The sequence below is a fragment of the Blastococcus sp. LR1 genome, assembly GCF_020166105.1.
Taxonomy (GTDB): Bacteria; Actinomycetota; Actinomycetes; order Mycobacteriales; family Geodermatophilaceae; genus Blastococcus.
This window is the reverse complement of sequence record NZ_JAIUJY010000001.1, coordinates 907,788-928,915: the sequence shown is the minus strand read 5'-3', so window position 1 is coordinate 928,915 and position 21,128 is coordinate 907,788. Positions and strand designations below refer to the sequence as shown.

22 protein-coding genes are annotated in these 21,128 nt (G+C 73.6%); 11 read left to right on the top strand and 11 right to left on the bottom strand.

The features are described from left to right. Window positions 1-223: 223 nt before the first annotated feature. From LBW97_RS04650 to LBW97_RS04620, 7 genes are all read right to left on the bottom strand, one after another. On the bottom strand, window positions 224-1,852 hold the full coding sequence (locus LBW97_RS04650; protein WP_224498225.1) for a cell wall metabolism sensor histidine kinase WalK: 1,629 nt from the start codon (window positions 1,850-1,852) through the stop codon (window positions 224-226). Beyond that, on the bottom strand, window positions 1,849-2,265 hold the full coding sequence (locus LBW97_RS04645; RefSeq protein ID WP_224498224.1) for a response regulator transcription factor: 417 nt from the start codon (window positions 2,263-2,265) through the stop codon (window positions 1,849-1,851). The genes LBW97_RS04650 and LBW97_RS04645 overlap by 4 nt, the downstream gene beginning before the upstream one ends. Window positions 2,266-2,472: 207 nt before the next feature. Further along, window positions 2,473-3,138 (bottom strand): DUF3618 domain-containing protein, encoded by a 666-nt coding sequence (locus LBW97_RS04640; protein WP_224498223.1) that lies wholly within the window; start codon window positions 3,136-3,138, stop codon window positions 2,473-2,475. A 42-nt stretch (window positions 3,139-3,180) separates the two neighbouring features. Beyond that, window positions 3,181-3,711 carry a phage holin family protein gene (locus tag LBW97_RS04635; RefSeq protein ID WP_224498222.1) on the bottom strand — a complete coding sequence of 177 codons (531 nt, stop codon included), beginning with the start codon at window positions 3,709-3,711 and terminating at the stop codon, window positions 3,181-3,183. 1 nt (window position 3,712) lies between these two features. Further along, entirely contained in the window at window positions 3,713-4,495 is a 783-nt protein-coding gene (locus LBW97_RS04630) for a hypothetical protein (RefSeq protein WP_224498221.1), read from the bottom strand. Between the two features lie 300 nt (window positions 4,496-4,795). Next, window positions 4,796-5,581: an enoyl-CoA hydratase/isomerase family protein gene (locus LBW97_RS04625; protein ID WP_224498220.1), complete on the bottom strand. Its 786-nt coding sequence runs from the start codon at window positions 5,579-5,581 to the stop codon at window positions 4,796-4,798. Further along, window positions 5,578-6,492, bottom strand: coding sequence for a neutral zinc metallopeptidase (locus LBW97_RS04620; RefSeq protein ID WP_224498219.1), 915 nt, complete (start codon window positions 6,490-6,492; stop codon window positions 5,578-5,580). The genes LBW97_RS04625 and LBW97_RS04620 overlap by 4 nt, the downstream gene beginning before the upstream one ends. A 109-nt stretch (window positions 6,493-6,601) precedes the next feature. On the opposite strand from LBW97_RS04620, the gene LBW97_RS04615 reads away from it, so the two are divergent. Then, a complete protein-coding gene (locus LBW97_RS04615) occupies window positions 6,602-7,045 on the top strand; it encodes a nitroreductase family deazaflavin-dependent oxidoreductase (protein WP_224498218.1) in 444 nt (147 codons plus the stop codon). Between the two features lie 7 nt (window positions 7,046-7,052). On the opposite strand, the gene LBW97_RS04610 is transcribed toward LBW97_RS04615, so the two are convergent. Continuing rightward, window positions 7,053-8,111 carry a winged helix DNA-binding domain-containing protein gene (locus LBW97_RS04610; protein WP_224498217.1) on the bottom strand — a complete coding sequence of 353 codons (1,059 nt, stop codon included), beginning with the start codon at window positions 8,109-8,111 and terminating at the stop codon, window positions 7,053-7,055. 53 nt (window positions 8,112-8,164) lie between these two features. Between LBW97_RS04610 and LBW97_RS19790 the strand changes: the two genes are divergently transcribed. From LBW97_RS19790 to LBW97_RS04595, 4 genes are all read left to right on the top strand, one after another. Then, window positions 8,165-8,290: a hypothetical protein gene (locus tag LBW97_RS19790; protein WP_255600064.1), complete on the top strand. Its 126-nt coding sequence runs from the start codon at window positions 8,165-8,167 to the stop codon at window positions 8,288-8,290. Between the two features lie 9 nt (window positions 8,291-8,299). After that, window positions 8,300-8,731, top strand: coding sequence for a DUF1801 domain-containing protein (locus LBW97_RS04605; RefSeq protein WP_224498216.1), 432 nt, complete (start codon window positions 8,300-8,302; stop codon window positions 8,729-8,731). Between the two features lie 97 nt (window positions 8,732-8,828). Further along, window positions 8,829-9,062, top strand: a complete 234-nt coding sequence (locus LBW97_RS04600; RefSeq protein WP_224498215.1) for a three-helix bundle dimerization domain-containing protein — start codon at window positions 8,829-8,831, stop codon at window positions 9,060-9,062. A 40-nt stretch (window positions 9,063-9,102) separates the two neighbouring features. Then, a complete protein-coding gene (locus tag LBW97_RS04595; RefSeq protein WP_224498214.1) occupies window positions 9,103-10,722 on the top strand; it encodes an ABC-F family ATP-binding cassette domain-containing protein in 1,620 nt (539 codons plus the stop codon). A 9-nt stretch (window positions 10,723-10,731) separates the two neighbouring features. Here the strand turns inward: LBW97_RS04595 and LBW97_RS04590 are convergent, their stop codons facing one another. Then, window positions 10,732-11,625 (bottom strand): oxidoreductase, encoded by an 894-nt coding sequence (locus tag LBW97_RS04590; RefSeq protein WP_224498213.1) that lies wholly within the window; start codon window positions 11,623-11,625, stop codon window positions 10,732-10,734. Between the two features lie 101 nt (window positions 11,626-11,726). On the opposite strand from LBW97_RS04590, the gene LBW97_RS04585 reads away from it, so the two are divergent. Beyond that, window positions 11,727-12,410, top strand: coding sequence for a DNA alkylation repair protein (locus tag LBW97_RS04585; RefSeq protein WP_224498212.1), 684 nt, complete (start codon window positions 11,727-11,729; stop codon window positions 12,408-12,410). 52 nt (window positions 12,411-12,462) lie between these two features. Here the strand turns inward: LBW97_RS04585 and LBW97_RS04580 are convergent, their stop codons facing one another. Next, a complete protein-coding gene (locus tag LBW97_RS04580) occupies window positions 12,463-13,644 on the bottom strand; it encodes an alcohol dehydrogenase catalytic domain-containing protein (RefSeq protein WP_224498211.1) in 1,182 nt (393 codons plus the stop codon). A gap of 585 nt (window positions 13,645-14,229) precedes the next feature. Between LBW97_RS04580 and LBW97_RS20180 the strand changes: the two genes are divergently transcribed. The 3 genes from LBW97_RS20180 (at window position 14,230) to LBW97_RS04560 (ending at window position 17,968) form a co-directional block, all read left to right on the top strand. Beyond that, window positions 14,230-15,813 (top strand): M23 family metallopeptidase, encoded by a 1,584-nt coding sequence (locus LBW97_RS20180; RefSeq protein ID WP_308010414.1) that lies wholly within the window; start codon window positions 14,230-14,232, stop codon window positions 15,811-15,813. Window positions 15,814-15,920: 107 nt separating this feature from the next. After that, window positions 15,921-16,844 carry a cation diffusion facilitator family transporter gene (locus tag LBW97_RS04565; RefSeq protein WP_224498210.1) on the top strand — a complete coding sequence of 308 codons (924 nt, stop codon included), beginning with the start codon at window positions 15,921-15,923 and terminating at the stop codon, window positions 16,842-16,844. Window positions 16,845-17,011: 167 nt separating this feature from the next. Further along, the gene (locus LBW97_RS04560; RefSeq protein WP_224498209.1) at window positions 17,012-17,968 is read left to right on the top strand and encodes a cytochrome c oxidase assembly protein; all 957 of its coding nucleotides are present in this window, start codon (window positions 17,012-17,014) and stop codon (window positions 17,966-17,968) included. 72 nt (window positions 17,969-18,040) lie between these two features. Here LBW97_RS04560 and LBW97_RS04555 read toward each other — a convergent pair whose 3' ends face one another. After that, window positions 18,041-19,633, bottom strand: a complete 1,593-nt coding sequence (locus LBW97_RS04555) for an MFS transporter (RefSeq protein ID WP_224498208.1) — start codon at window positions 19,631-19,633, stop codon at window positions 18,041-18,043. Between the two features lie 81 nt (window positions 19,634-19,714). Between LBW97_RS04555 and LBW97_RS04550 the strand changes: the two genes are divergently transcribed. Together LBW97_RS04550 and LBW97_RS04545 are read left to right on the top strand one after the other, a co-directional pair. Further along, window positions 19,715-20,224, top strand: a complete 510-nt coding sequence (locus tag LBW97_RS04550; protein ID WP_224498207.1) for a metallophosphoesterase — start codon at window positions 19,715-19,717, stop codon at window positions 20,222-20,224. A gap of 11 nt (window positions 20,225-20,235) precedes the next feature. Then, window positions 20,236-21,072 carry a putative RNA methyltransferase gene (locus LBW97_RS04545; RefSeq protein ID WP_255600376.1) on the top strand — a complete coding sequence of 279 codons (837 nt, stop codon included), beginning with the start codon at window positions 20,236-20,238 and terminating at the stop codon, window positions 21,070-21,072. The last annotated feature ends 56 nt before the right edge of the window (window positions 21,073-21,128 follow it).

Sequence of the window (21,128 nt, the reverse complement as noted above, 5' to 3'; positions counted from 1 at the left end):
CCGTGTCTCCTGTGTCCGTGGGGTGCCACCGGGCTTCCGGCGACAACACAGACTCTGGAGGGCCAACCGCAGGCCACCCGCCAGCGATCCGCAAGAAACCCGCAAGGAATCGGCCCGTACTCCGCAGATCGGCCGATTTGGGGCCTCCAGCGGCGTCTTCCGGGTCCTGGACGCACTGCGCCCCCCGTCCCGGGAGGGAGCGAGGGGCGCGGTGCGGACCACGTCAGACCGCCGGGTCGACGGGCAGGGTCATCGTGAAGGTGGTGCCCTGGCCCTCGGCGCTGACGAGGTCAAGCGAGCCACCGTGCGCGGTGGTGATCGCCTTGGTGATGGTCAGCCCCAGGCCGACGCCGGGCACGGCGTTGCGCCGGGCGGTCGAGGAGCGGAAGAACCGGGTGAAGAGCTCGCCCTGTTCCCCGGCGGGGATGCCCATGCCGGTGTCGGCCACCGACAGCAGCGCCACGGGGACGGCGCCGGAGCGCTCGTCGTCCACGACCTCGCCGTCGGCGGTCTGCCAGGCGCGCTGCAGCGAGAGCCGCACCTGACCGCCGCCGGGCGTGAACTTGACGGCGTTGGAGACGAGGTTGTCGCAGGCCTGCCCGAGGCGGACGGCGTCGCCGGGGACCACCAGACCATCGGCCGGGACGTCCATCACGATCTCCACGCCGGCGTTCGCCGCGGCGACCCGTGCGGTCTCCTCGGCGGCGCGCACCACCGCGGCCAGGTCGACGTCGGTCGGCTGCAGGGTGAACCGGCCGCTGTCCACCTGTGCGGTGAAGAGCAGGTCGCCGACGAGCCGCAGCAGTCGCTGGGCGTTGCGCTCGACGGTCGTGAGGTACTGGCGCTGCTCGTCGGTGAGCGGTGAGTCCTCGTCGTCCATGACCAGCTCGAGGTAACCGAGGATGGAGCTGAGCGGCGTACGCAGCTCGTGGCTGATGAGGCTGACGAACTGGTCCTTCATCCGCTCGGTGGCGCGGGCCTCGGTCATGTCGGTGCCGACGAAGTTCCAGCCGGCGTGCACGCCGCGGTCGTCCGCGCGCGGGGTGATGGCCACCGAGACGGTGCGGTGGCTGCCGTCAGCGGCGACGTAGGTCCAGTCGCGGACGTCGCTGCCCTCCACCCGGGCGGCGTGCACCAGGGCGTCCAGCGGCGACGCCGACCCGGTGCTCCCGGCGGCTGCCGCGAGCTCGTCGGGCTCGTGGAACTCCAGGATCGACCGCTTGCGGACGACGTCCGGTCGCAGCAGCCCCAGCATCCGCTCGGCGCCCGGGTTCCAGACGCGGATGGTGCCGTCCCGGTCGGTGCCGATGATCGACTGCTGGGTGACGGCGTCGATGACGCTGGTCATGGTCTGGGCGCGCGCGGCCAGGATGCGTGAGGCGGTGTCCAGCTCGTCGGCGCGGCTGCGCACCTGCTCGAGGAGGGCTGCCTGCTCGCGCTGCAGCCGGGCGATGTCGCGGCCCTGGGCCCGGACCCGCCGGTCGTTCCTGACGACCGCGGAGGTGCCGACGCCCAGCGGTCCCACGAGCAGGAGCAGCAGGGGCGCCGCCGTGGTGCCCGCGTACAGCAGGGCGACCGCTGCCGTCTGCGCCACGGCGACGGCGAGCGCCGGGAGCGCTGCCGGCGAGCGCCGCGTGACCCAGGCGGCTGCGGTGGCGACGACGGCGAGAGCCAGTCCGCTGCCGGTCAGCAGCCGGTCGGTGACCGGGATCCCGCCGGTGGCCAGGACGACCGCGGTGGCGGTGACGACGGCGGTGCTCGGCAACGGTCCGCGGACCGCTGCCTGCCAGCCGGCCGGGGACGTGAGCCGGGAGGCGGAGGTCGCCGGCCGGTCCAGGACGGCGAGGCTCATGCCGGCACCCCCGCAGTGAGGGCGCGGACCTGCTGCACGAGGCCGGCCACGGTGAAGGGCTTGGCGAGGTAGGCGTCGGCGCCGGCGGACAGGCCGCGGGCGACCTCGTCGGGCGAGGCACCGGCCGAGAGGAGCAGGATGCGGATGCCGGCGGTCGCCGGGGTCTCCCGCAGCGCGGTGCAGACCTCCAGGCCCGTGGCGCCGGGCATCGAGACGTCCAGGACGGCGAGGTCGGGCAGGTCGGCGCGCGCCGCGGTCAGCGCTTCGGCGCCGTCGGGCACCGCCCGGACCACGTCGCAGCCGGCCTTGCGGACGGCCAGGCAGACGAGGTCACGGATGTCGTCCTCGTCGTCGGCCACCAGGACCCGGAACCGGCCGGGCGAGGTGTCCGTGGCGTGCAGGGCCGAGTCCACGAGGGGCTCCCGTCGATCGTGCCGGCCGACCGCGATCGCGGTCGCCGGCGTTGGCGTCGTCCCTGAGGGGAACGGCGCCGGGGGAGGAGCCCTGCAGCGGGGTGCCGGGCGTCTCACCCGTCGGAGGGAGAGCCCGGACAGCACTGCGCCCCGCCGGGAACTCCCGGCGGGGCGCAGTGCGCGTGGAGCGGGTCAGCGACCCGCGGTTCAGCTGGAGGCCTGGCTCTGCACGCTCTCCTTGGACTGCTGGGCCTGGCCCTGCACGTCCTGGGCTGCCGACTGGCCCTCCTGCTTGACGGTCTCGGCCGCACCCTGAGCGGTGGACTTGACCTCCTCGACCGCCTGCTGCGCGGCCGGCTTCAGCTGGTCACCGATCTCCTGGGCGGCCTGCTTGGCCGGCTGGAGGAGGGCGTCCTTGTTCTCGCGGAGCGCGCTCTCGGCCTGCTGGGCCAGCTCCTGCTCCTTCTGCGAGGCGGGGAGCAGGCTGGAGACCAGCCAGCCCACACCGAAGGCGATGACGCCCGCGGCGAGGGGGTTGCCCTGCGCCTGCCGGGTGATCGTCTCCGGTGCCGACTGGACGGCACCCATCGCGGACTGCGCGGCGTGCTGGACGCTGTCGGCCGCGTTGGAGGCCGTGTCCTGCACCGAGCCGGCCGCGTTGGAGGCCGAGCCGTGCACCGAGGACTTCGTGTCCTGGGCGCTGCCCATGACCTTGTCCTTGAGGCCGGTCATGCGCCCCTTGGCCGCGGTCACCCGACGGTCCATGACGCGGGACGGGTTGACCTTCTCGTTGAGGGCGTCGACGTCGTAGCTGAGCTCGCGCCGCGTGTCCTCGATCTGTCGCCGGATGACGTCCGGGTCACTGCTGGTCATGTCTTGGCTCCTGCCGTTCAAGAGACCTCAGCGGTCTGCGGGTCAGTTGGGCTTCAGGGCGCCGGGAACCTGCTGGAGGGTCTCGACGGTGCGCTCGGGCTTCGGGTTCACCTGCTGGAACTTCTTCTTGCCCATGAGGCCGGTCACTGCGGCGACGACGCCCCAGAGGATGGCGACGATGAGCGCGGCCAGGCCGGCATCCATGATGTTCTCCAGCGCCCACCACAGGGCGAAGGACAGGAACATCAGGACCATGTAGCCGGCGAACGCGGCCGCACCGAACATCCCGGCGCCGGTGCCGGCCTTCTTGGCCTCGGCCTTCAGCTCGACCTTGGCGAGCTCGAGCTCCTGCCGCATGAGGGTCGACATGTCCTTGGCGACCTCACCGATGAGGGCGCCGACGGAGACGCCCTCGACGTCCGGGTGGCCGGCGTCGGTCATAGGCGTGCCCATGGTTCCGCTGTGGGCGCCCTGGGTGCCCTGGGCGTAGTCGGCCGCGTAGTTCTGCGGCGTCGGGTCGGCGTACCCCTGCGGCGTTCCCGCCGGGGAGGCCCCGGAGTAGGGGGAACTCATGTCAGCTCACCTCACCCGGGCGCCGGGCCGGGTCGTCCCAGCCTGCGGGGGTGGTCGGGGGCACCATGCTGCCGGCCGGCGGCGTGGTGCCGTACGGCGGCGGGGGCAGCGGAGCGCCGGTACCCGCTCCGGTGCCGGTGGTGGCGCTGGAGTAGTCGGTGTACGTCGGCGCCGGGTCCACGTAGTTGGTCGGGGTGCTCCGGTAGGAGTTGCCGCCCGTCGTGCCCGAGTCGGTGTGCGCGGCGCGGACGCCGCTGGTGAGCCGGCCGGCCAGCACGCCCGCGGCGGCTGCACCCAGCAGGAACAGGCCGGGCTTGCGACGGGCGAAGGCGCGCACCTCGTCGAGCAGCTCGGCGGGCTCGCGGTTCTGCAGCTTGTCGGCGAAGCCCTCGACCATGCCGGAGGCCTGGTGGAGGAGGTCGCGCGCCGGGCCGGGCGCACCTTCGCTGGAGCCGTCGGCGAGGCCGCGCAGCTCCTGGGCGAGGGAGGTCAGGCTGGACGCGGCCTTCTGCTGCTGGCCGATCGTCTGGTCCTTGAGCTGCGAGCGGCCCTGCTCGAGCAGGTCCTTGGCCTGGCGCTGGGTCTCGTCGACCACCGTGCGGGCCTGGTCGGCCGCGGTGGCGGCCACCTGGCTGCCGGCCTGCGCGGCGGTGTCCTTGACGTTCCGGGCCTCGTCCTTGGCGATGTCCGCCTTCGACGTGCCGGAGCCAGAGGTGCTGGCGGTGGTGGCACCCGTGTCGACGGGCGCCGGGGGCGGGAACGGGGTGTCGATGGAGTGAGTCATCGGTCCTCCTCGGCAATCTTCGTGGTCGGTGGAGGCGCTACCCACGCGGCATTGCGGCACACATCGGGCCGGTTCTTCACCGGCCCCGACGGCCGCGATGACGAGGGGTCGGCACCGTGGGTCTTGCGCGGGAAAACTGAGGTCGTCCACCCGGCGCGTCCATGCGTCCCGGGGCGGGATCGGGGTGGCAGGAGAAGGGCAGCGACGCGCGCTGCGACCGTTCCCCCACCGCTCGGGCAGAGCACCTTTCCTCGCAGAGGGTCAGGTACCCGGGTCAGGTGCCGGACGAAACCGGGATGATCAGTTCCGCCAGGGAAAACAGGGGAGACGGCGCTCACCGAAGGCCTGGACGCCCTCCGCCAGCTCGCCCGAGGCGATCGTCTCGCGGTACCGCGCCGCCGCCAGTCGTTCACCGTCGTCACCGACGGTGAGCGCGGCCACGACCTCCTTGGTGGAGCGCTGGGTGAGCGCCGAGCGGGACACGAGCACGTCGGCGAAGCGCCGCACCTCGGTCTCGAGGTCGTCGGCGTCGACGAGCCTGTCGACCAGGCCGGTGCGCAGTGCGGTGCCGGCGTCCAGCAGCTCCCCGCTGTAGAGCAGGTACTTCGTCGTCGCCGGGCCGACGAGGTCCATCAGGGCCTTCGTCGACGACGGCGTGTAGACGATGCCGACCTTGGCCGGGGTGACGCCGAAGACCGCGGTGCGGTCGGCGAACCGCAGGTCGCAGCAGGTGGCCAGCTCGACCCCGCCGCCGATGCAGTGGCCGCGGATCATCGCCACCGTCGGCCTGGGGAAGTCGCGCAGCGCGGCCTGGGCGGCGAGGTTGTGCCGGCGGACGTCGGCCATCGGGTCGGCGGGGTCCTCGCCGCGCATCAGATCGGTGATGTCGGCCCCGGCGCAGAAGCTCGGCCCCTCCCCGGTCACGACCAGCACCCGCACGGTCGGGTCGGCAGCCAGTGGCGCCAGCACCTCCGGCAGGTCCGCCCACATGCCGAGCGTCATGGCGTTGCGCTTCGCGGACCGGTCGATGGTCAGGGTGGCGACGGAGCCGTCGCGGGTCACGCGCAGGTGCTGGTTCACGGTCATCCGAGGTCGTCGGTGGAGAAGGTGTCGCAGTCCCGCGGGTCGCCGGAGGCGTACCCGGCGCGGAACCAGCGCTGGCGCTGCTCCGAGGAGCCGTGCGTGAAGGCGTCCTGGTCGACGGTCCCGCCACCGAGGTTCTCCTGGATGAAGTCGTCGCCGATCCGGGCCGCGGCGTCCAGCGCCCGGTTGATGTCGTCCTCGGTGATCTCGGCGATGAGCGGCGTGCCCGACTCGTCGGGCACGGTCTCCGCGTGGTTGGCCCAGGTGCCGGCGTAGCAGTCCGCCTGCAGCTCGAGCCGGACCGTGCCGCTGGCCGGCCCGGTCTCGCCGGGGGTCACCTGCCGGTTGGTGCCGAGGAGGTTCTGCACGTGGTGGCCGTACTCGTGGGCGATCACGTAGGCGTTGACGAACAGCCCGCCCTGGGCGCCGAACTGCTGCTGCAGCTGGTCGAAGAAGCTGAGGTCGATGTACACGAGCTGGTCGGCCGGGCAGTAGAACGGGCCGGACCCGCTGGTGGCACCCCCGCAGCTGGTGTCCACCGAGCCGGAGAAGAACACGGTGTCGGTGGGCAGGTAGGTGTCGCCGAGGACGCCGGACCAGAAGTCCTCGATCGATTCGATGTCGGCCACGACCGCACAGTCCACGGAATCGTTCGCGTCGGCGCCGGTGCGGCAGTGCTGCTCGAGTGCGCCGTTGTCCGCGGTCTGTCCGTTTCCGAGCCCGTCGAGCCCGGTGAACCCGGTTCCCGAGCCGTCGCTCCCGCCGCCGAGGACCTGGAACAGCACGAGCACCAGGACGCCGACGAGTCCGAGACCGCCGCCGCCGACGGCCAGGCCGCGCCCTCCGCGCCCGCCGCCGCCCCGGAGATCGCGGACCTTCGACGTGTCGAGGCCGGCGCCTTCGCTGTACCGCATCCCTGGTGTTCCTCCTCGTGGTCGGGCCGTTGAACGGTGCCATCGGGGCGGGTGCCCCCGCGACTCGGGTCGCCGTGCCGGGGCGTGCTCGGGCACCTAGATTCAGGGCATGCCGCTGCAGGGGGAGTACGAGCCGAGCAAGGCCGACTGGGTCCGTGAACAGGTCGAGCGCTACGAGGCGACCGGTGGGCGGGAGGCCAACACGCTCCGCGACACCGGGCTGCCGATCGTGATCGTCAGCACGCGCGGGGCGAGGAGCGGCAAGGTCCGCAAGCTCGGGTTGATGCGCGTCGAGCACGACGGCGTGTACGCGATGGTCGGCTCCCAGGGCGGCGCCCCGACCGACCCCGCCTGGGTGCACAACCTCCGCACGTACCCCGACCAGGTCGCGCTGCAGGACGGACCGGAGCCGTGGGACGGCGTCGCGCGCGAGATCGCCGGCGAGGAGCGGGAGGTCTGGTGGGAGCGCTCGGTCGCCGCGTTCCCGGACTACGCCGACTACCAGAAGAAGACCGACCGGGAGATCCCCGTCTTCCTGTTCGAGCGCGGCTGACCCCGGTTCAGGGGAGCGCCTCCGCCAGCCCGGGGACCGCGGAGGCGAGCACGGCGTCCTCGGCGAAGAGCGCGGCCGTCGCTGCGCGCCGGCGGCCGCTGCCGGACCACCGCCAGGTGCCGGCAACCCGGCCGTCGACGACGACGGTGGGGGCGAACACGCCGTTGCGCCCCGGGCAGATCCGTTCCGCGAACGCCGGGTCGAGCGCCGCGCTCCGGTCGGCGTAGCCGAGCAGGAACTCGTCGAAGCCCGGCAGCAACCGGACGGCGCGGGCGTCCTCCCGGTGCGCGGCCAGCAGGTCAGGGGTCGCCGGGTCGAGCAGGTACTCGGTGCCCTCGACGTCGAGCCGGATCAGCCCGTCCCCGGCGACGGCGATCCCCGCCCGCACATCCCGCACGGTGCTGCCCGCCCATCGCACGAGGTCGGCGACCGTGGCCGGTCCGTGCCCGCGGAAGTAGCGCAGGGCCAGTTCGCCCAGGGCCTCCTCCCGCGCGAGACGGCGGGGCTCGCGCACCCATTCGTCCAGCAGCACGAACTGCTGGTCGCCGCCGTCGGTGGGGCCGAGGCAGAGCGTTCCGGTCTGGGCCAGGAACCACAGCAGGTGGTAGCCGCGCTGGCCGGTGGTGGCGACGCCGCCGTCGCCGATCGCGGCCAGCAGAGCCGCCCGAAAGAGCCGGCGGCCGCCCGACAGCGCACCGACCACGGTTCCGCGGGCCCGCTCGGCCTCGGCCTCGGTCAGCTCGAGTGCAGCGCGCCGCTTCGCCAGCCCGGCCAGCGCACGGGGGCCGAGGAGCTCGAGCATCCAGGGCAGGTCCTCGGCCGCGAGGAGGTGGAGGGTGCCGCGCATCGGCCAGCTCCGCACCACGGTTCCGGCGTCCATCGCGGCGAGCACGTCGTCCCGCCGCCGACCGGCGGTGCGCAGTGCCACCGAGGTGATCGCGCCGGGGAGGTCCTGCCCCTGGACGGCGGCGAGCGCGCGCACCGCCCCCGCCGCGTCCGGGGACGGCGGTCCGGCCAGCCCCTGCGCGACCAGTCGCATCAGCGCGACGTCCTGCAGCGTCGTCATACCGGCACCCTGGCAGAGCCGTCCGACGGTTCGGCTGGGCTAGCCTCGGACGCGTGATGGGAATGGGTGGAGCCGGTGGTCCCGAGGCGGAGCGGCGACGTCGGCTGGTCGCGTCCCTCGTCGTCCTCGCTCTCGTGCTGGGCACCGCCGCCACGGTGCTGTCCATCGCCCTCGGCTGAAGAGGGCGGGTGCCCCATCCCGACGCGACGGAGGCCTGGTTCCAGGCGGCGGGACCGCGCGCGGACGACCTGCGCCGCATCGACGCGCTGGTGCGCGCCGCGGCGCCCGGACTGGACCGCGAGCTCGTCCCGGTCGGCGCCGGCACGATGCTGGGCTACGGGTTGCTGCCCTACCGGCCGCGGTCGGCGACCACGACCACGCGGTGGCCGCTGATCGCCCTCGCGGCGCAGAAGCGGCACCTCTCCCTCTACGTCTGCGCGGTCGTCGACGGGCAGTACCTGCCGGAGTCCCGTGCGGACCGGCTGGGAAAGGTCAGCTGCGGCAAGAGCTGCATCCGTTTCTCCTCGGCGGACCGGGTCGACGCCGACGCGTTGTCGGAGCTGATCAGGGACGCCGCGGCAGGGACGGCGCAGGGGTGGAACGAGTTCTTCGCGGTCTGAGCCGACGACCGGTGCGGGCCCTAGGTCCCTGGTGTGCCGGGTTTCGGCACGACACCGTATGGAACCTCCGTCGCCCCCGATGAACGAAGGACCGCCGATGACCCTGGTCGTCCCGCCCGACTCCGGCCCCGCTGCCGACGACCCGGCCGACGAGGCAGTCTCCGCCGCGGTCGGTCGGCTCAGCGGCGAGTTCTCCGGCCGCGTGGGGCCGCAGCTCGTCGTCCGCGTCGTGCGGGACTGCCGGCGCGAGCTGGGCGGGTCTCCGGTCGGAGCGCTGCCCGAGCTGGTCGAGCGGCTGGCGCGCTACCGGCTGGACCGCCAGATCGGCTGACCCGTGGGGGGCCGGTTGCCGGGCACGGGAGGATGTCGGCGTGGGCTACGTCGACGTCAGCACTGTCCGGCACACCCTCTCCGACGGGCGGGTGCTGCTCGACGACGTCTCGTTCCGGATCGGAGAGGGCGCCTGCGCCGCCCTGGTGGGGGAGAACGGCGCCGGGAAGACGACGCTGCTGCGGATCATCGCCGGCGACCTCGTCCCGGAGGCCGGCGCGATCGCCCGCACCGGCGGCCTCGGGGTGATGCGCCAGTTCATCGGCTCCGTGCGTGACGAGACCACCGTGCAGCGGCTGCTCGTCGACCTCTCACCACCGGCGGTGCGGGCCGCGTGGGAGGCCGTCGAGTCCGCGGAGCTCACGCTCATGGAGACCGACGACGAGCGCTCGCAGATGGCCTACGCCGGCGCGTTGGCCGAGTGGGGCGACGCGGGCGGCTACGACGCCGAGGTCACCTGGGACACCGTCACCGTCGCGGCACTCGGCGTGCCCTACGACCGGTGCAAGTACCGCGAGCTCTCCACCCTCTCCGGCGGCGAGCAGAAGCGGCTGGCGCTGGAGGCGCTGCTGCGGGGACCCGACGAGGTGCTGCTGCTCGACGAGCCGGACAACTACCTCGACGTCCCCGGCAAGCGCTGGCTGGAGGAGCGGCTGCTCGAGACCCGCAAGACGGTGCTCTTTGTCAGCCACGACCGGGAGCTGCTGGCCCGGGTCGCCGACCGCGTCGTCACCGTCGAGGGCGGGGGAGCGTGGGTGCACGGCGGCGGCTTCGCCAGCTACCACGACGCCCGGGCCGCGCGGCACGAGCGGCTGGCGGAGCTGCGCAGGCGGTGGGACGAGGAGCACCAGCGGCTGGTCGACCTGACCCGCACGATGCAGCAGCAGGCGGCGAACTCGCCGGACATGGCCAACCGGTACCACGCGATGCAGACCCGGCTGGCCAAGTTCGAGGCGGCGGGGCCGCCGCCGGAGCGGCCGCCCGAGCAGAAGGTGGCGATGCGGCTACGCGGCGGGCGGACCGGCGTGCGGGCGGTCATGGCCGAGCAGCTCGAGCTCACCGGCCTGATGCGGCCCTTCGACGTCGAGATCTTCTACGGCGACCGCGTCGGCGTGCTGGGGGCCAACGGCGCGGGCAAGTCGCACTTCCTGCGGCTGCTGGCCGGGCAGTCGGTGGCGCACACCGGCGACTGGCGGCTGGGTGCGCGCGTCGTCCCCGGGTTCTTCGCGCAGACCCACGCGCACCCCGAGTGGCAGGACCGCACCCCGGTGGACCTGCTCTGGCACGGCGAGCCCGGTCGGCCGGGCGTCGACCGCGGGCGGGCCATGGCCGCGTTGCGCCGGTACGGGCTCACCGACTCCGCCGACCAGCCGTTCCGCACGATGTCGGGCGGGCAGCAGGCCCGGTTCCAGATCCTGCTGCTCGAGCTCTCGGGCGCGACGCTGCTGCTGCTCGACGAGCCCACCGACAACCTCGACGTGCTCTCGGCCGAGGCGCTGGAGGAGGCGCTGGCCGCCTTCGACGGCACGGTGCTGGCGGTGACCCACGACCGCTGGTTCGCCCGTTCGTTCGACCGCTTCGTCGTCTTCGGGGCCGACGGCAAGGTGTACGAGTCCACCGAGCCCGTGTTCGACGAGACGCGGGTGGTCCGCGAACGCTGAGGGTCGGGCTCAGCCGGCCGGGTCGGGGTCGCCGGTCCCGCCGATGCGGTCCAGCTCGGCGAGCTCCTCGGGTCCGAGCACGCGGGCGGCCGCCTGCAGGTTCTCCTCCAGGTGTGCCACCGAGGACGTGCCGGGGATGAGGAGCAGGTTGGGGGAGCGGGCCAGCAGCCAGGCGAGCGCCACCTGCATCGGCGTCGTCTCCAGCCGGCGGGCGACGGTGTCCAGGGCTGCGGACTGCAGTGGGCTGAAGCCGCCCAGCGGGAAGAACGGCGTGTAGGCGACGCCGTCGCGGGCGAGCGCGTCGATCAGCGGGTCGTCCGCGCGGTGCACCAGGTTGTAGTGGTTCTGCACGCAGACCACCGGCGCGATCGCGTGGGCCTCCGCGTACATCTGCGGCGTCACGTTGCTGATGCCGAGGTGGCGGACCAGGCCCTCCTGCTGCATCGCCGCGAGCGCCTCGAACGGCTCGGCCAGCGACCGCTGCACCGGCTCGGCGAACCCGGGCATCCGGAGGTTGACGACGTCGAGGGCGTCGACCCCGAGGTGCTCGATGTTCTCCTGCACCGCCCGCCGGAGGTCGTCGGGCTCCAGCGCCTCGGGCCAGCCGCCGTCGGCGTCCCGGCGGGCACCCACCTTGGTCACGAGGACCAGGTCCTCCGGATAGGGGTGCAGCGCTTCCCGGATCAGCTCGTTGACGACGGTCGGGCCGTAGTAGTCGCTGGTGTCGATGTGGTTGACGCCGAGCTCGACGGCGCGGCGCAGGACGGCGATCGCGGCGTCGCGGTCCGCCGGTGGACCCAGGACGTGGGGACCGGCGAGCTGCATCGCGCCGTAGCCGAGCCGGCGGACCTCCCGGTCCCCGAGGAGCTGGCTGCCGGACTTCTCCGCGGTGGTGGTCGTCATGCCCTGCCCCTACCCAGCGGCACGGGCCCATGCGCGGCCTCGTCGTCGCTCCTCGGCCGTAGGCTGCCCGTCTCGCGCGCGAGGAAGAGGAGGCCGCCGAGGTGACGACGACGACCGGTACGACGGTGGCCGAGGTGATGGCGGAGCTGGCCGCCCTCGAGGACCCGCGGGCGCGCGCGGTGAACGAGAGGCACGGGGACGACCACGGGGTGAACCTCGGCGCACTCCGCGCGATCGCCAAGCGGTTGAAGACCCAGCAGGAGCTGGCGCTCGGGTTGTGGGGGACCGGCGACACCGCGGCCCGGCTGCTGGCGCTGCTGATCTGCCGGCCGAAGGCGTTCGACCGCGGCCTGCTCGACGCCATGCTGCGCGAGGCCCGCGGGCCCAAGGTGCACGACTGGCTCGTCAACTACGTGGTGAAGAAGAACCCGGACCGGGAGGAGCTGCGGCTGGCCTGGCTGGCCGACCCCGATCCGGTGGTGGCGAGCGCCGGCTGGGGGCTCACCAGCGATCGGGTGCGGCGGCAGCCCGGGGGCCTCGACCTGGGCGGGCTGCTCGACGTCATCGAGGCCGAGATGGCCGGCGCCCCGGACCGCCTGCAGTGGGCGATGAACGAGTGCCTCGCGCACATCGGGATCGAGCATCCCGAGCACCGGGCCCGGGCCCTCGACATCGGGGAGCGGTTGCGGGTGCTGGAGGACTACCCGACCTCGCCGGGGTGCACCTCCCCGTTCGCCCCGACGTGGATCGCCGAGATGGTGCGGCGGCAGACCCCGCAGACGTGACGAGGCCCCGGCCGGCAGCTCGCCGGTCGGGACCTCGACGTCGTGTGGAGGGTCAGGGCTGGAGCAGGACCTTGACCGCTCCGTCCTTCTTCTCGCGGAAGTTCGCGTAGGCCTGGGGAGCCTCCTCCAGCGAGACCCGGTGCGTGGCGAAGTCGTCCACACCGAGCGGGTCGCCGTCGAGGAGCAGCGGGAGGATGTCGGGCACCCAGCGCCAGACGTTGGCCTGTCCCATGCGCAGCGCGATCTGCTTGTCGAACATCCGCATGAGCGGCATCGGGTCGGTCGCGCCCCCGTAGACGCCGGACAGCGAGATCGTGCCGCCGCGGCGGACCGCCTCGATGGCGGTGTTCAGCGCGGCGAGCCGGTCGATGCCGGCCACCTGCATGACCTTCTCCATGATCGCGTCGGGCACGACCGCGGTGGCCTTCTGCAGGGCGGACGCGACCGGCGAGCCGTGCGCCTCCATGCCGACCGCGTCGATCACGGCGTCCGGCCCGCGACCGTCGGTCAGGTCCCGGACCTGCGCGACGACGTCGGCCTGGGTGGTCGTGTCGATGACGGTGATGCCGTTGCGCCGGGCGCGGGCCAGCCGCTCGGGAACGACGTCGGAGGCGATGACCTGGCCCGCGCCGAGGTGCTTGGCGATGCGGGTGCACATGTCGCCGATCGGACCCAGGCCGAGCACGAGGACGCTGCCGCCGTCGGGGATGTTCGCGTACTGCACCGCCTGCCAGGCGGTGGGCAGGACGTCGGAGAGGTAGACGAAGCGGTCGTCGAGCGGGGCGTCGGGCACCTTGATCGGCAGGGTGTTGCCGAAGGGCACCCGCAGGTACTCGGCCTGGCCGCCCGGGACCTGCCCGTAGAGCTTGGTGTAGCCGAAGAGCGAGGCGCCCATGCCCTGCTCGCGGTTCTGGGTGGTCTCGCACTGGGAGTTCAGGCCCTGCGAGCACATCCAGCAGGTGTTGCAGGAGATGTTGAACGGGACGACGACGCGGTCGCCGGGCTTCACGGCCGTCACCTCGCGGCCGATCTCGCGGACGATCCCCATCGGCTCGTGACCCATCACGTCACCGACGGACATGAACGGCGCCATCACCTCGATGAGGTGGAGGTCGGAGCCGCAGATGCCGCTCGAGGTGATCTCGACGATCACGTCCGTGGGGTCCTGGATGGTGGGGTCCGGAACGGTGTCCACCCGGACGTCGGCCCGGCCGTGCCAGGTCACTGCGCGCATGCGAAATCTCCCTCGATCGGACCGCGAATCGGGCCAGGAATCGTGTTCGTGACCCGGATCGCGCGACTCTCAACCATCTGCGGCGCGCCCCTCACGGTCTGTTGTACGACCTCTACGGAGCGTCGAATTACATAGTTGATCTTCGGTGACCCGGTTCACATAACTGCAGGTGAATACCCCTGTGGACAGATCACGAATCCATCACGCCGTGTTTACATGGGCCCCGCTCCTCTCCCCGGGAGCCGATTGCAATGTCCGCCGACGGAAGTCAGGTGCATGAGTCAGCTCCACCACGACCGCCTCCTCGCAGGGGGTGCGGTGCCGGCCGATCAGGCCGCCGCAGCGCCCTCTCGAGCTCGCTCGACGAGCACCTCGTCGCGCGGCTCGGGTGAGGAGAAGGCCGAGTCCCAGGTCCCCACGCAGCGCCAGGGGAAGGCGCCCGCAGGGACCCGTCGGACGGCCGACTCGACTTCCCGGACCAGCACCCGCGGCGCCACCTCGCGAGCCGCTGCTGCTGCCGGATCCCTCGCTGCGGGGGCCAAGGCCGCCCGGACCGCGACGGCCAAGGCCGCCGGCTCCAAGGCCGTGACCGCCACCGCCGCCACGGCCAAGGCCGCCTCGACGAAGGCTGCCACCGCGACCGCCGCGGCCACGCGGAAGGCGGCCACCGCCGCCCGCACCGCCGCCGCCGCGAAGCGTGCCGCCGCGAAGCCGGCCCCGGCTGCCGCTGCGAAGCCCACCGCCGCGAAGCCCACCGCCGCGAAGCCGGCCCCCGCCAAGCCGGTCGCCAAGGCCCCGGCTGCGAAGCCCGCCGCTGCGAAGGCTCCCGCTGCCAAGGCCCCCGCCGCTGCGAAGCCCGCGACGAAGGCTCCTGCCGCCAAGCCCTCTGCCGCCAAGCCCTCTGCCGCGAAGCCGGCCGCTGCCAAGGCCACGGCGGCGAAGCCCGCTGCTGCCAAGGCCCCTGCCGCGAAGCCGGTGGCCAAGGCCCCTGCCGCCACGACTGCGAAGCCGGTCGTCACGGACGTCGCCACCGTGAAGCCGACCGCGGCCAAGGCCTCGACGCCCGCCGTCGCGAAGGCGGCCGCTGTCGAGGCGACGACGCCGGAGCCCGCTGCCGCCGCGGCCTCGATCGCGTCGTCCACCGGGATCCCGGTGGTGGTGCGCCAGCCGCTGACCGTGAAGGCGCCGCCCGCGGGGAGCAGGGGCCGGCACCGCGCCGAGACGCCCGCCTCCGCCCGGATCGCCGCCGCCCGGGCGGTCGTCGTGAAGACGATCGCCACCAAGGCCGCCGCTCCGGCGCAGCCGGCCTCGCAGCGACCCACCCCGTACCGGCGCACGGCAGTGGCCGCGCCGGTCACCCCCGCTCCGGTCGTGGCCACCGCCCCGCAGCCGTCCGCAGACCCGGCCGTCGTCGTCGCCGCCGTGGCCCGCGGAGGGCGCGGACTGCTCGTCCGCCGTCCCCCGTCGAACCGCCGCCGTCCGTCGCTCTACCTCGCCGCCGCCCTCGTGGGTGCGCTCAGCATCAGCGGGGCGGCCGCCGGTCAGCCGACCGAGGTCGAGACGACGACGGTCAGCCAGTCGGTGAGCGTCGCCGAGCAGCTGGGCATCGAGGCCGCACCGCCGGAGCTCGCGGTGGCGAACGCCGAGGCGACGTCCCGCCTGCAGGGTCTGGTGAGCAGCCGCAACGTCCGTGTCGCCGAGCGCACGGCCGCCGCCGACGCCCAGGCGGAGGCCGACCGGGTCGCCGTCGAGGCAGCCATCGAGGCCGCCCGGCCGAAGGTCGTGCTGCCCGTCGAGGGTGCCCGCCTCACCAGCGGCTTCGGTGCCCGCTGGGGCACGCTGCACGCCGGCATCGACCTGGCCGCGCCCATGCGCACCCCCGAGTACGCGGTCATGGACGGCGTCGTGCTCGAAGCCGGTCCGGCCAGCGGCTTCGGTCTCGCGGTCTACATCCAGCACGACAACGGCGACGTCACCGTCTACGGGCACATGGACGAGATCCTCGTGCAGGCCGGCCAGGTCGTCCGGGCCGGCGACACCATCGCCCTGCTCGGCAACCGCGGTCAGTCGACCGGGCCGCACCTGCACTTCGAGGTGCACGTCGGCGGCCTCGGTGGGAAGAAGATCGACCCGCTGCCCTGGCTGAGGGAGCGCGGCGTCCAGATCTGACGCCTGCCCCGCCACGCGACGACGCCCCCGACCGGAACCATCCGGTCGGGGGCGTCGCACATGGGGGAGACTGCGGAGTCTCTTCGGACGGCACGCGGGAGCAGGCGATGGGGCACGACCACGGGCACGCGCGCAGGTCCGGCACGGCCGCCGGCCCGCAGCGTCGCCGCCTCGCAGTCGTCCTCGCGCTCACCGTCGCGGTCCTGGTCGCGGAGGTCGTCGGTGCGGTGATCTCCGGCTCGCTGGCCCTGCTGGCGGACGCCGGGCACATGGCCACCGACGCCGCCGGCATCGCCGTCGCCCTGGCCGCGGTCACGCTCGCGCAGCGGCCGGCCCACGGGCGACGCACCTTCGGCTGGCAGCGAGCGGAGATCCTGGCCGCGGTCGTCAACGGGCTGCTCCTGCTGGGGGTGGCCGGTTACGTGCTCGTCGAGGCGGTCCGGCGGATCGGGAACCCGGCCGAGGTGGCCTCCGGCCCGATGCTGGGGATCGCGCTCGTCGGGCTGGCCGTGAACCTCGTCGGGATGGCGGTGCTGCACCGGGGCCGCGAGGGGTCCCTGGCCGTGCGCGGCGCCTACCTCGAGGTGCTGGCCGACGCGCTCGGCTCGGTGGCGGTGATCGTCGCCGCCGTCGTCATCGCGACCACCGGGTGGACCCCGGCGGACACCGTGGCCTCGCTCGTCATCGGGTGCCTGGTCCTGCCCCGCGCCTGGCACCTGCTCCGCGAGGCGCTGGACGTGCTGCTGGAGGCGGCGCCCAGGGGAGTGGACCTGGACGAGGTGCGGGCGCACGTCCTGGGGGTCGAGGGAGTGCTGGGCGTGCACGACCTGCACGCCTGGACGATCACCTCGGGCCTGCCGGTGCTCTCCGCGCACGTCGTCGTCACCGACGAGGCGCTCGCCGCCGGGCACGGCGGCCGCGTGCTGGACGCCCTGTGCGCCTGCCTGGGCGACCACTTCGACGTCGAGCACTGCACCTTCCAGCTCGAGGCCGAGGCGCACGCCGGGCACGAGGCCCCCGTCCACGACTGAACGGCCCCGTCCAGAGGCTCGCCCCGAGCCTGTGAGGGGTGAGGGGGACGGGGTCCTTCTGCCGACGCTCGCAGGCTCGCACCGGGGCCCTGCAGGGGGGGCCGCCCTGTCGGCTCACCACGGTGGGACAGTGGAGCCGGAGAACCGGACGGCTGGAGGAGATCGCGGTGGAGCACGGGCACCACGGGGGGATGTGGGTCCCGCAGGACCCGCCGACGATGGGCCGGCTGTTCCTGCCGCACCTGGAGGCGTGGTCGGTCCTCGCCGTCCTGAGCGTCGTCGGCATCGTCGTCTACCTCGCCGCGGTCGTCCGGCTGCGGCGGTCCGGCGTGGCCTGGCCCTGGTGGCGCACGGTGGCCTGGATCGCCGGATCAGCCTCGCTGTTCGCCGTCACCGGCACCTGGTTCAACGGCTACAGCATGGTGATCTTCAGCGTGCACATGGCGCAGCACATGGTGCTGTCGCTGATCACGCCGCTGCTCCTGCTGCTGGCCGCCCCGGTGACGCTGGCGCTCCGCACGCTGCCCCGCGGGCGCGGCGTGCTGGGCACGCCCCGGGCACTGCTGCTCGGTGGCCTGCACAGCCGGTTCGCGCAGTTCGTCGCGCACCCGCTGTTCAGCGTGCCGCTGTTCATCGCCAGCCTCTACGGCGTCTACTTCACGCCGCTGTTCGACGCGCTGATGACCAACCCGGCCGGGCACCAGTTCATGCTGGCGCACTTCGTCGTCACCGGGCTGTTGTTCTTCGGCCCGATCGTGGCGCAGGACCCGTGGCCGCGGACGCTGAGCCACCCCGGCCGGATGATCGAGCTCTTCCTGCCGGTGCCGTTCCACGCGTTCTTCGGCGTCGCGATCATGATGTCCGGCTCGCTCGTCGTCGACAGTTTCGCCGAGCCGCCGGCCGGCTGGGGCGTCGACCCGCTGAGCGACCAGGGCGTCGCCGGCGGCATCGTCTGGGCCTTCGGCGAGCTGCCGACCGTGCTGGTGCTCGCCGTCGTCTTCTTCTCCTGGGTGGGCTCGGACCAGCGGCGGGCGCGGTCGCTGGACCGCGCCGCCGACCGGGACGGCGACGCCGAGCTCGTCGCCTACAACGCCCGACTCAAAGCGCTCGCCGACCGCCGGTGACGGGCTGGAACGGCCCCGCTGCAGGGGCCCGCGCCGAGCGTTCGAGGCGTGGGGTGCAGCGGGGTCCTTCCACTAGCCCACGTGGACGACGGCGTCGCCCTCGGGCAGGTCCTCCTTGGTCGCCTTGATCAGGAAGGCCGAGACCAGGGCACCGGCCACGAGCAGGACCGAGGCCCAGGTGAAGGCGGTCGTGTAGCCCTCCACCTGCGCGGCGAGGCCGACAGCAGGGTCCTGCGGGTTGGCGCCCGAGGCCAGGCTGTCAGCGGTGTAGCTGCTGATCGCCGCCACCGAGAGCGAGGCGAGGACGGCGGTGCCGATCGAGGCGCCCACCTGCTGCGTGGCGTTGAGCATCGCGCTGGCCGCGCCGGCGTCGTGCACGCCGGCGCCGACGAGGGCCAGGTTGGACAGCGGCACGAAGGTGAACCCGAGCCCGAGGCCCAGCAGCACCTGGCCCGGGAAGGGCAGCTGCCAGAAGCCGGTGTCGACGCCGACGAACGAGAGCGTGAAGAGCCCCGCCGCGGCCAGGATGCCGCCGAGCACCATCAGCGGCTTGGGGCCGATCCGCGGCAGCATCGCGCTGGACACGCCCGCCGAGATGAAGACGCCCAGCGTGACCGGCAGCGAGGCGACGCCGGCGACGACCGGCTCGTACCCGAGGACCTGCTGGAAGTAGAGGCTCAGGAAGAAGAACGCGCCGATCAGGCCGGCGCCCACGAGCGTCGAGGTCAGGTACGCGCCGCCCCGGTTGCGGTCGAGCACGATCCGCATCGGCAGCAGGGGGTTGCGGGTGCGCAGCTCCACGACGACGAACAGCGCCACCAGCACCAGGCCGCCCACGATGAACAGCCAGGCCGGCCCGTCGCTCCAGCCGCTCGCCGGGCTGACCATGCGGGTCGACCCCTGCGCCATCGCCGCGGCGTTGGCCTCGGCCGCCTCGGCGGCGTTGGTCTGCGACGCCTCGGCGACGCGGGTGGAGCCGTAGACGATGGAGGCGAGGCCGAGCGTGATCAGCGCCGCGCCGGGGATGTCGTAGCTGGTGTCACCGGGCGCCTTGCTCTCCGGGACGAACGGGATGGCCAGCACGATGGCGAGCAGTGCGATGGGCAGGTTCACCCAGAAGCACCAGCGCCAGTCGGCGTACTCGGTGAGCACGCCGCCGGCGAGCAGGCCGATCGCCGCGCCGCCACCGGCGATCGCGCCGTAGACGCCGAAGGCCTTGGCGCGCTCCTTGGGCTCGGTGAACAGCACCGTGATCAGCGCCAGTGACGCCGGGGCCAGCAGAGCGCCGAAGACGCCCTGCAGGGCGCGCGCGCCGAACAGGATCGCCTCGTTCTGCGCGAACCCGCCGAGCGCCGAGGCGGCGGCGAATCCGGCGGCGCCGACGAGATAGGTGCGCTTGCGGCCCCAGAAGTCGGCGATGCGACCGCCGAGCAGCAGGAAGCCGCCGAAGGTCAGCGTGTAGGCGGTGACGATCCACTGCTGGGACGCCGTGCTGATGCCGAGGTCCTCGGTCACCGCGGGCAGTGCGATGTTCACGATCGTGGCGTCGAGGATGACCAGCAGGACGGTCATCGCGATGACGCCGAGAGCCAGCCAGCGGCGCTCGTACGGCTCGTCCGTGCCGGCACCGTCGGGCGCGGCAGGGGTGGTCTTGTGCTGTGTCACGTGTGCAGTCCTCGGGGTCGTGCGGGGATCGGCCGGGTCGCCGGCCGACGGGAAAACGTAGCGGGCTGGGACCATGTCGTCGTGCCCGTATCGCTGGTGGTGACCACCGACACGCACGTTCCGAAGCGGGCGCGCGACCTGCCGCATTCCCTGTGGCGGGAGATCGACTCCGCGGACGTGGTGGTGCACGCCGGCGACTGGGTGGATCTCGCCCTGCTCGACGAGTTCGAGCGCCGCTCCCGGCAGCTGGTGGCGGTGTACGGCAACAACGACCACGGCGCCTTCCGCGAACGGCTGCCGGAGGTCGCCCGGTTCGAGATCGAGGGGCTCCGCCTCGCCGTGGTCCACGAGACCGGCGACGCCAAGGGGCGGGAGGCGCGGTGCGCCGCGCGGTTCCCGGACGTCGACGTCCTGGTCTTCGGGCACAGCCACATCCCGTGGGACACCACAGCACCGTCGGGCCTACGGCTGCTGAACCCCGGGTCGCCCACGGACCGGAGGAGGCAGCCGCACGGCACCTACGTCACCGCCGTCGTCGACGCGGGGGAGCTGCGGGACGTCACCTTCCACGCCGTCCCGCCCCGCACGTGAGCGCGCCACCGCTGGACCCCCGGGCTGTCGCGCTGCTGTCCTGCCCGGTGTGCGCGGCGCCGTTCACCGCTGACGACGACGGCCTGCGCTGCGCGGCCGGGCACCGGGTCGACCGCGCCCGGCAGGGCCACCTCACGCTGCTGCCGCCGGGCCGCCGGCCGCCGATGGGGGACTCCGCGGAGATGGTCGCCGACCGGGTGTCCTTCCTCTCGGCCGGCCATTACGACCCGCTCACGGCGGCGCTCCGGGACGCCGTCGTCGACGGCTCCGTCCCGGAGACGCTGGTCGACCTGGGCGGCGGCACCGGCCACCACCTCGCCCGCGTCCTCGACGACCTGCCCTCGGCGGTCGGGCTGGTGCTCGACGCCTCGCGCTACGCCGCCCGGCGGGCAGCGCGGGCACATGCCCGGGCCATCGCCGTCGTGGCGGACGCCTGGGCGCGGCTGCCCCTGCTGGACGACGCCGCCGACCGGGTCCTCGTCGTGTTCGCGCCGCGCAACGGTGCGGAGATCGCCCGGGTGCTGCGCCCGGAGGGCCGGCTGGTCGTCGTCACGCCGGCCCCGGACCATCTCCAGGAGCTCGTGGGACCGCTCGGACTGCTCCGGGTCGACCCTGACAAGGCGGAGCGGCTGGCGGCCACGCTGGAGCCCCACCTGCGGCGGGCCGGGGCCGCGACGCACCGCTGGACGGCGTCGCTGGACCGCTCCGCCGTCGCCACGCTGGCGGGGATGGGGCCGCACGCGAGGCACCTCGCGCCGGACGCGCTGACGGCCTCCCTGGCGGGTCTTCCCAGGTCGTCGCCGGTGACGATCGCGGTCGACGTGGCGACGTACGCGCCGCTCGGATGATCGTTCCGACGCGCCCGCCCCGCCCGTCCTGAGAGCTCACGCGGCACGGTCTAAGC

What these genes read in the sequence shown, in the direction of transcription:
- LBW97_RS04630 (WP_224498221.1), bottom strand. Translation starts at nt 4,495, where the DNA reads ATGACTCACTCCATCGACACCCCGTTCCCGCCCCCGGCGCCCGTCGAC.
- LBW97_RS04580 (WP_224498211.1), bottom strand. Translation starts at nt 13,644, where the DNA reads ATGCGCGCAGTGACCTGGCACGGCCGGGCCGACGTCCGGGTGGACACC.
- LBW97_RS04635 (WP_224498222.1), bottom strand. Translation starts at nt 3,711, where the DNA reads ATGAGTTCCCCCTACTCCGGGGCCTCCCCGGCGGGAACGCCGCAGGGG.
- LBW97_RS04590 (WP_224498213.1), bottom strand. Translation starts at nt 11,625, where the DNA reads ATGACGACCACCACCGCGGAGAAGTCCGGCAGCCAGCTCCTCGGGGAC.
- LBW97_RS04625 (WP_224498220.1), bottom strand. Translation starts at nt 5,581, where the DNA reads ATGACCGTGAACCAGCACCTGCGCGTGACCCGCGACGGCTCCGTCGCC.
- LBW97_RS04565 (WP_224498210.1), top strand. Translation starts at nt 15,921, where the DNA reads ATGGGGCACGACCACGGGCACGCGCGCAGGTCCGGCACGGCCGCCGGC.
- LBW97_RS04610 (WP_224498217.1), bottom strand. Translation starts at nt 8,111, where the DNA reads ATGACGACGCTGCAGGACGTCGCGCTGATGCGACTGGTCGCGCAGGGG.
- LBW97_RS04650 (WP_224498225.1), bottom strand. Translation starts at nt 1,852, where the DNA reads ATGAGCCTCGCCGTCCTGGACCGGCCGGCGACCTCCGCCTCCCGGCTC.
- LBW97_RS04615 (WP_224498218.1), top strand. Translation starts at nt 6,602, where the DNA reads ATGCCGCTGCAGGGGGAGTACGAGCCGAGCAAGGCCGACTGGGTCCGT.
- LBW97_RS04620 (WP_224498219.1), bottom strand. Translation starts at nt 6,492, where the DNA reads ATGCGGTACAGCGAAGGCGCCGGCCTCGACACGTCGAAGGTCCGCGAT.
- LBW97_RS04600 (WP_224498215.1), top strand. Translation starts at nt 8,829, where the DNA reads ATGACCCTGGTCGTCCCGCCCGACTCCGGCCCCGCTGCCGACGACCCG.
- LBW97_RS04640 (WP_224498223.1), bottom strand. Translation starts at nt 3,138, where the DNA reads ATGACCAGCAGTGACCCGGACGTCATCCGGCGACAGATCGAGGACACG.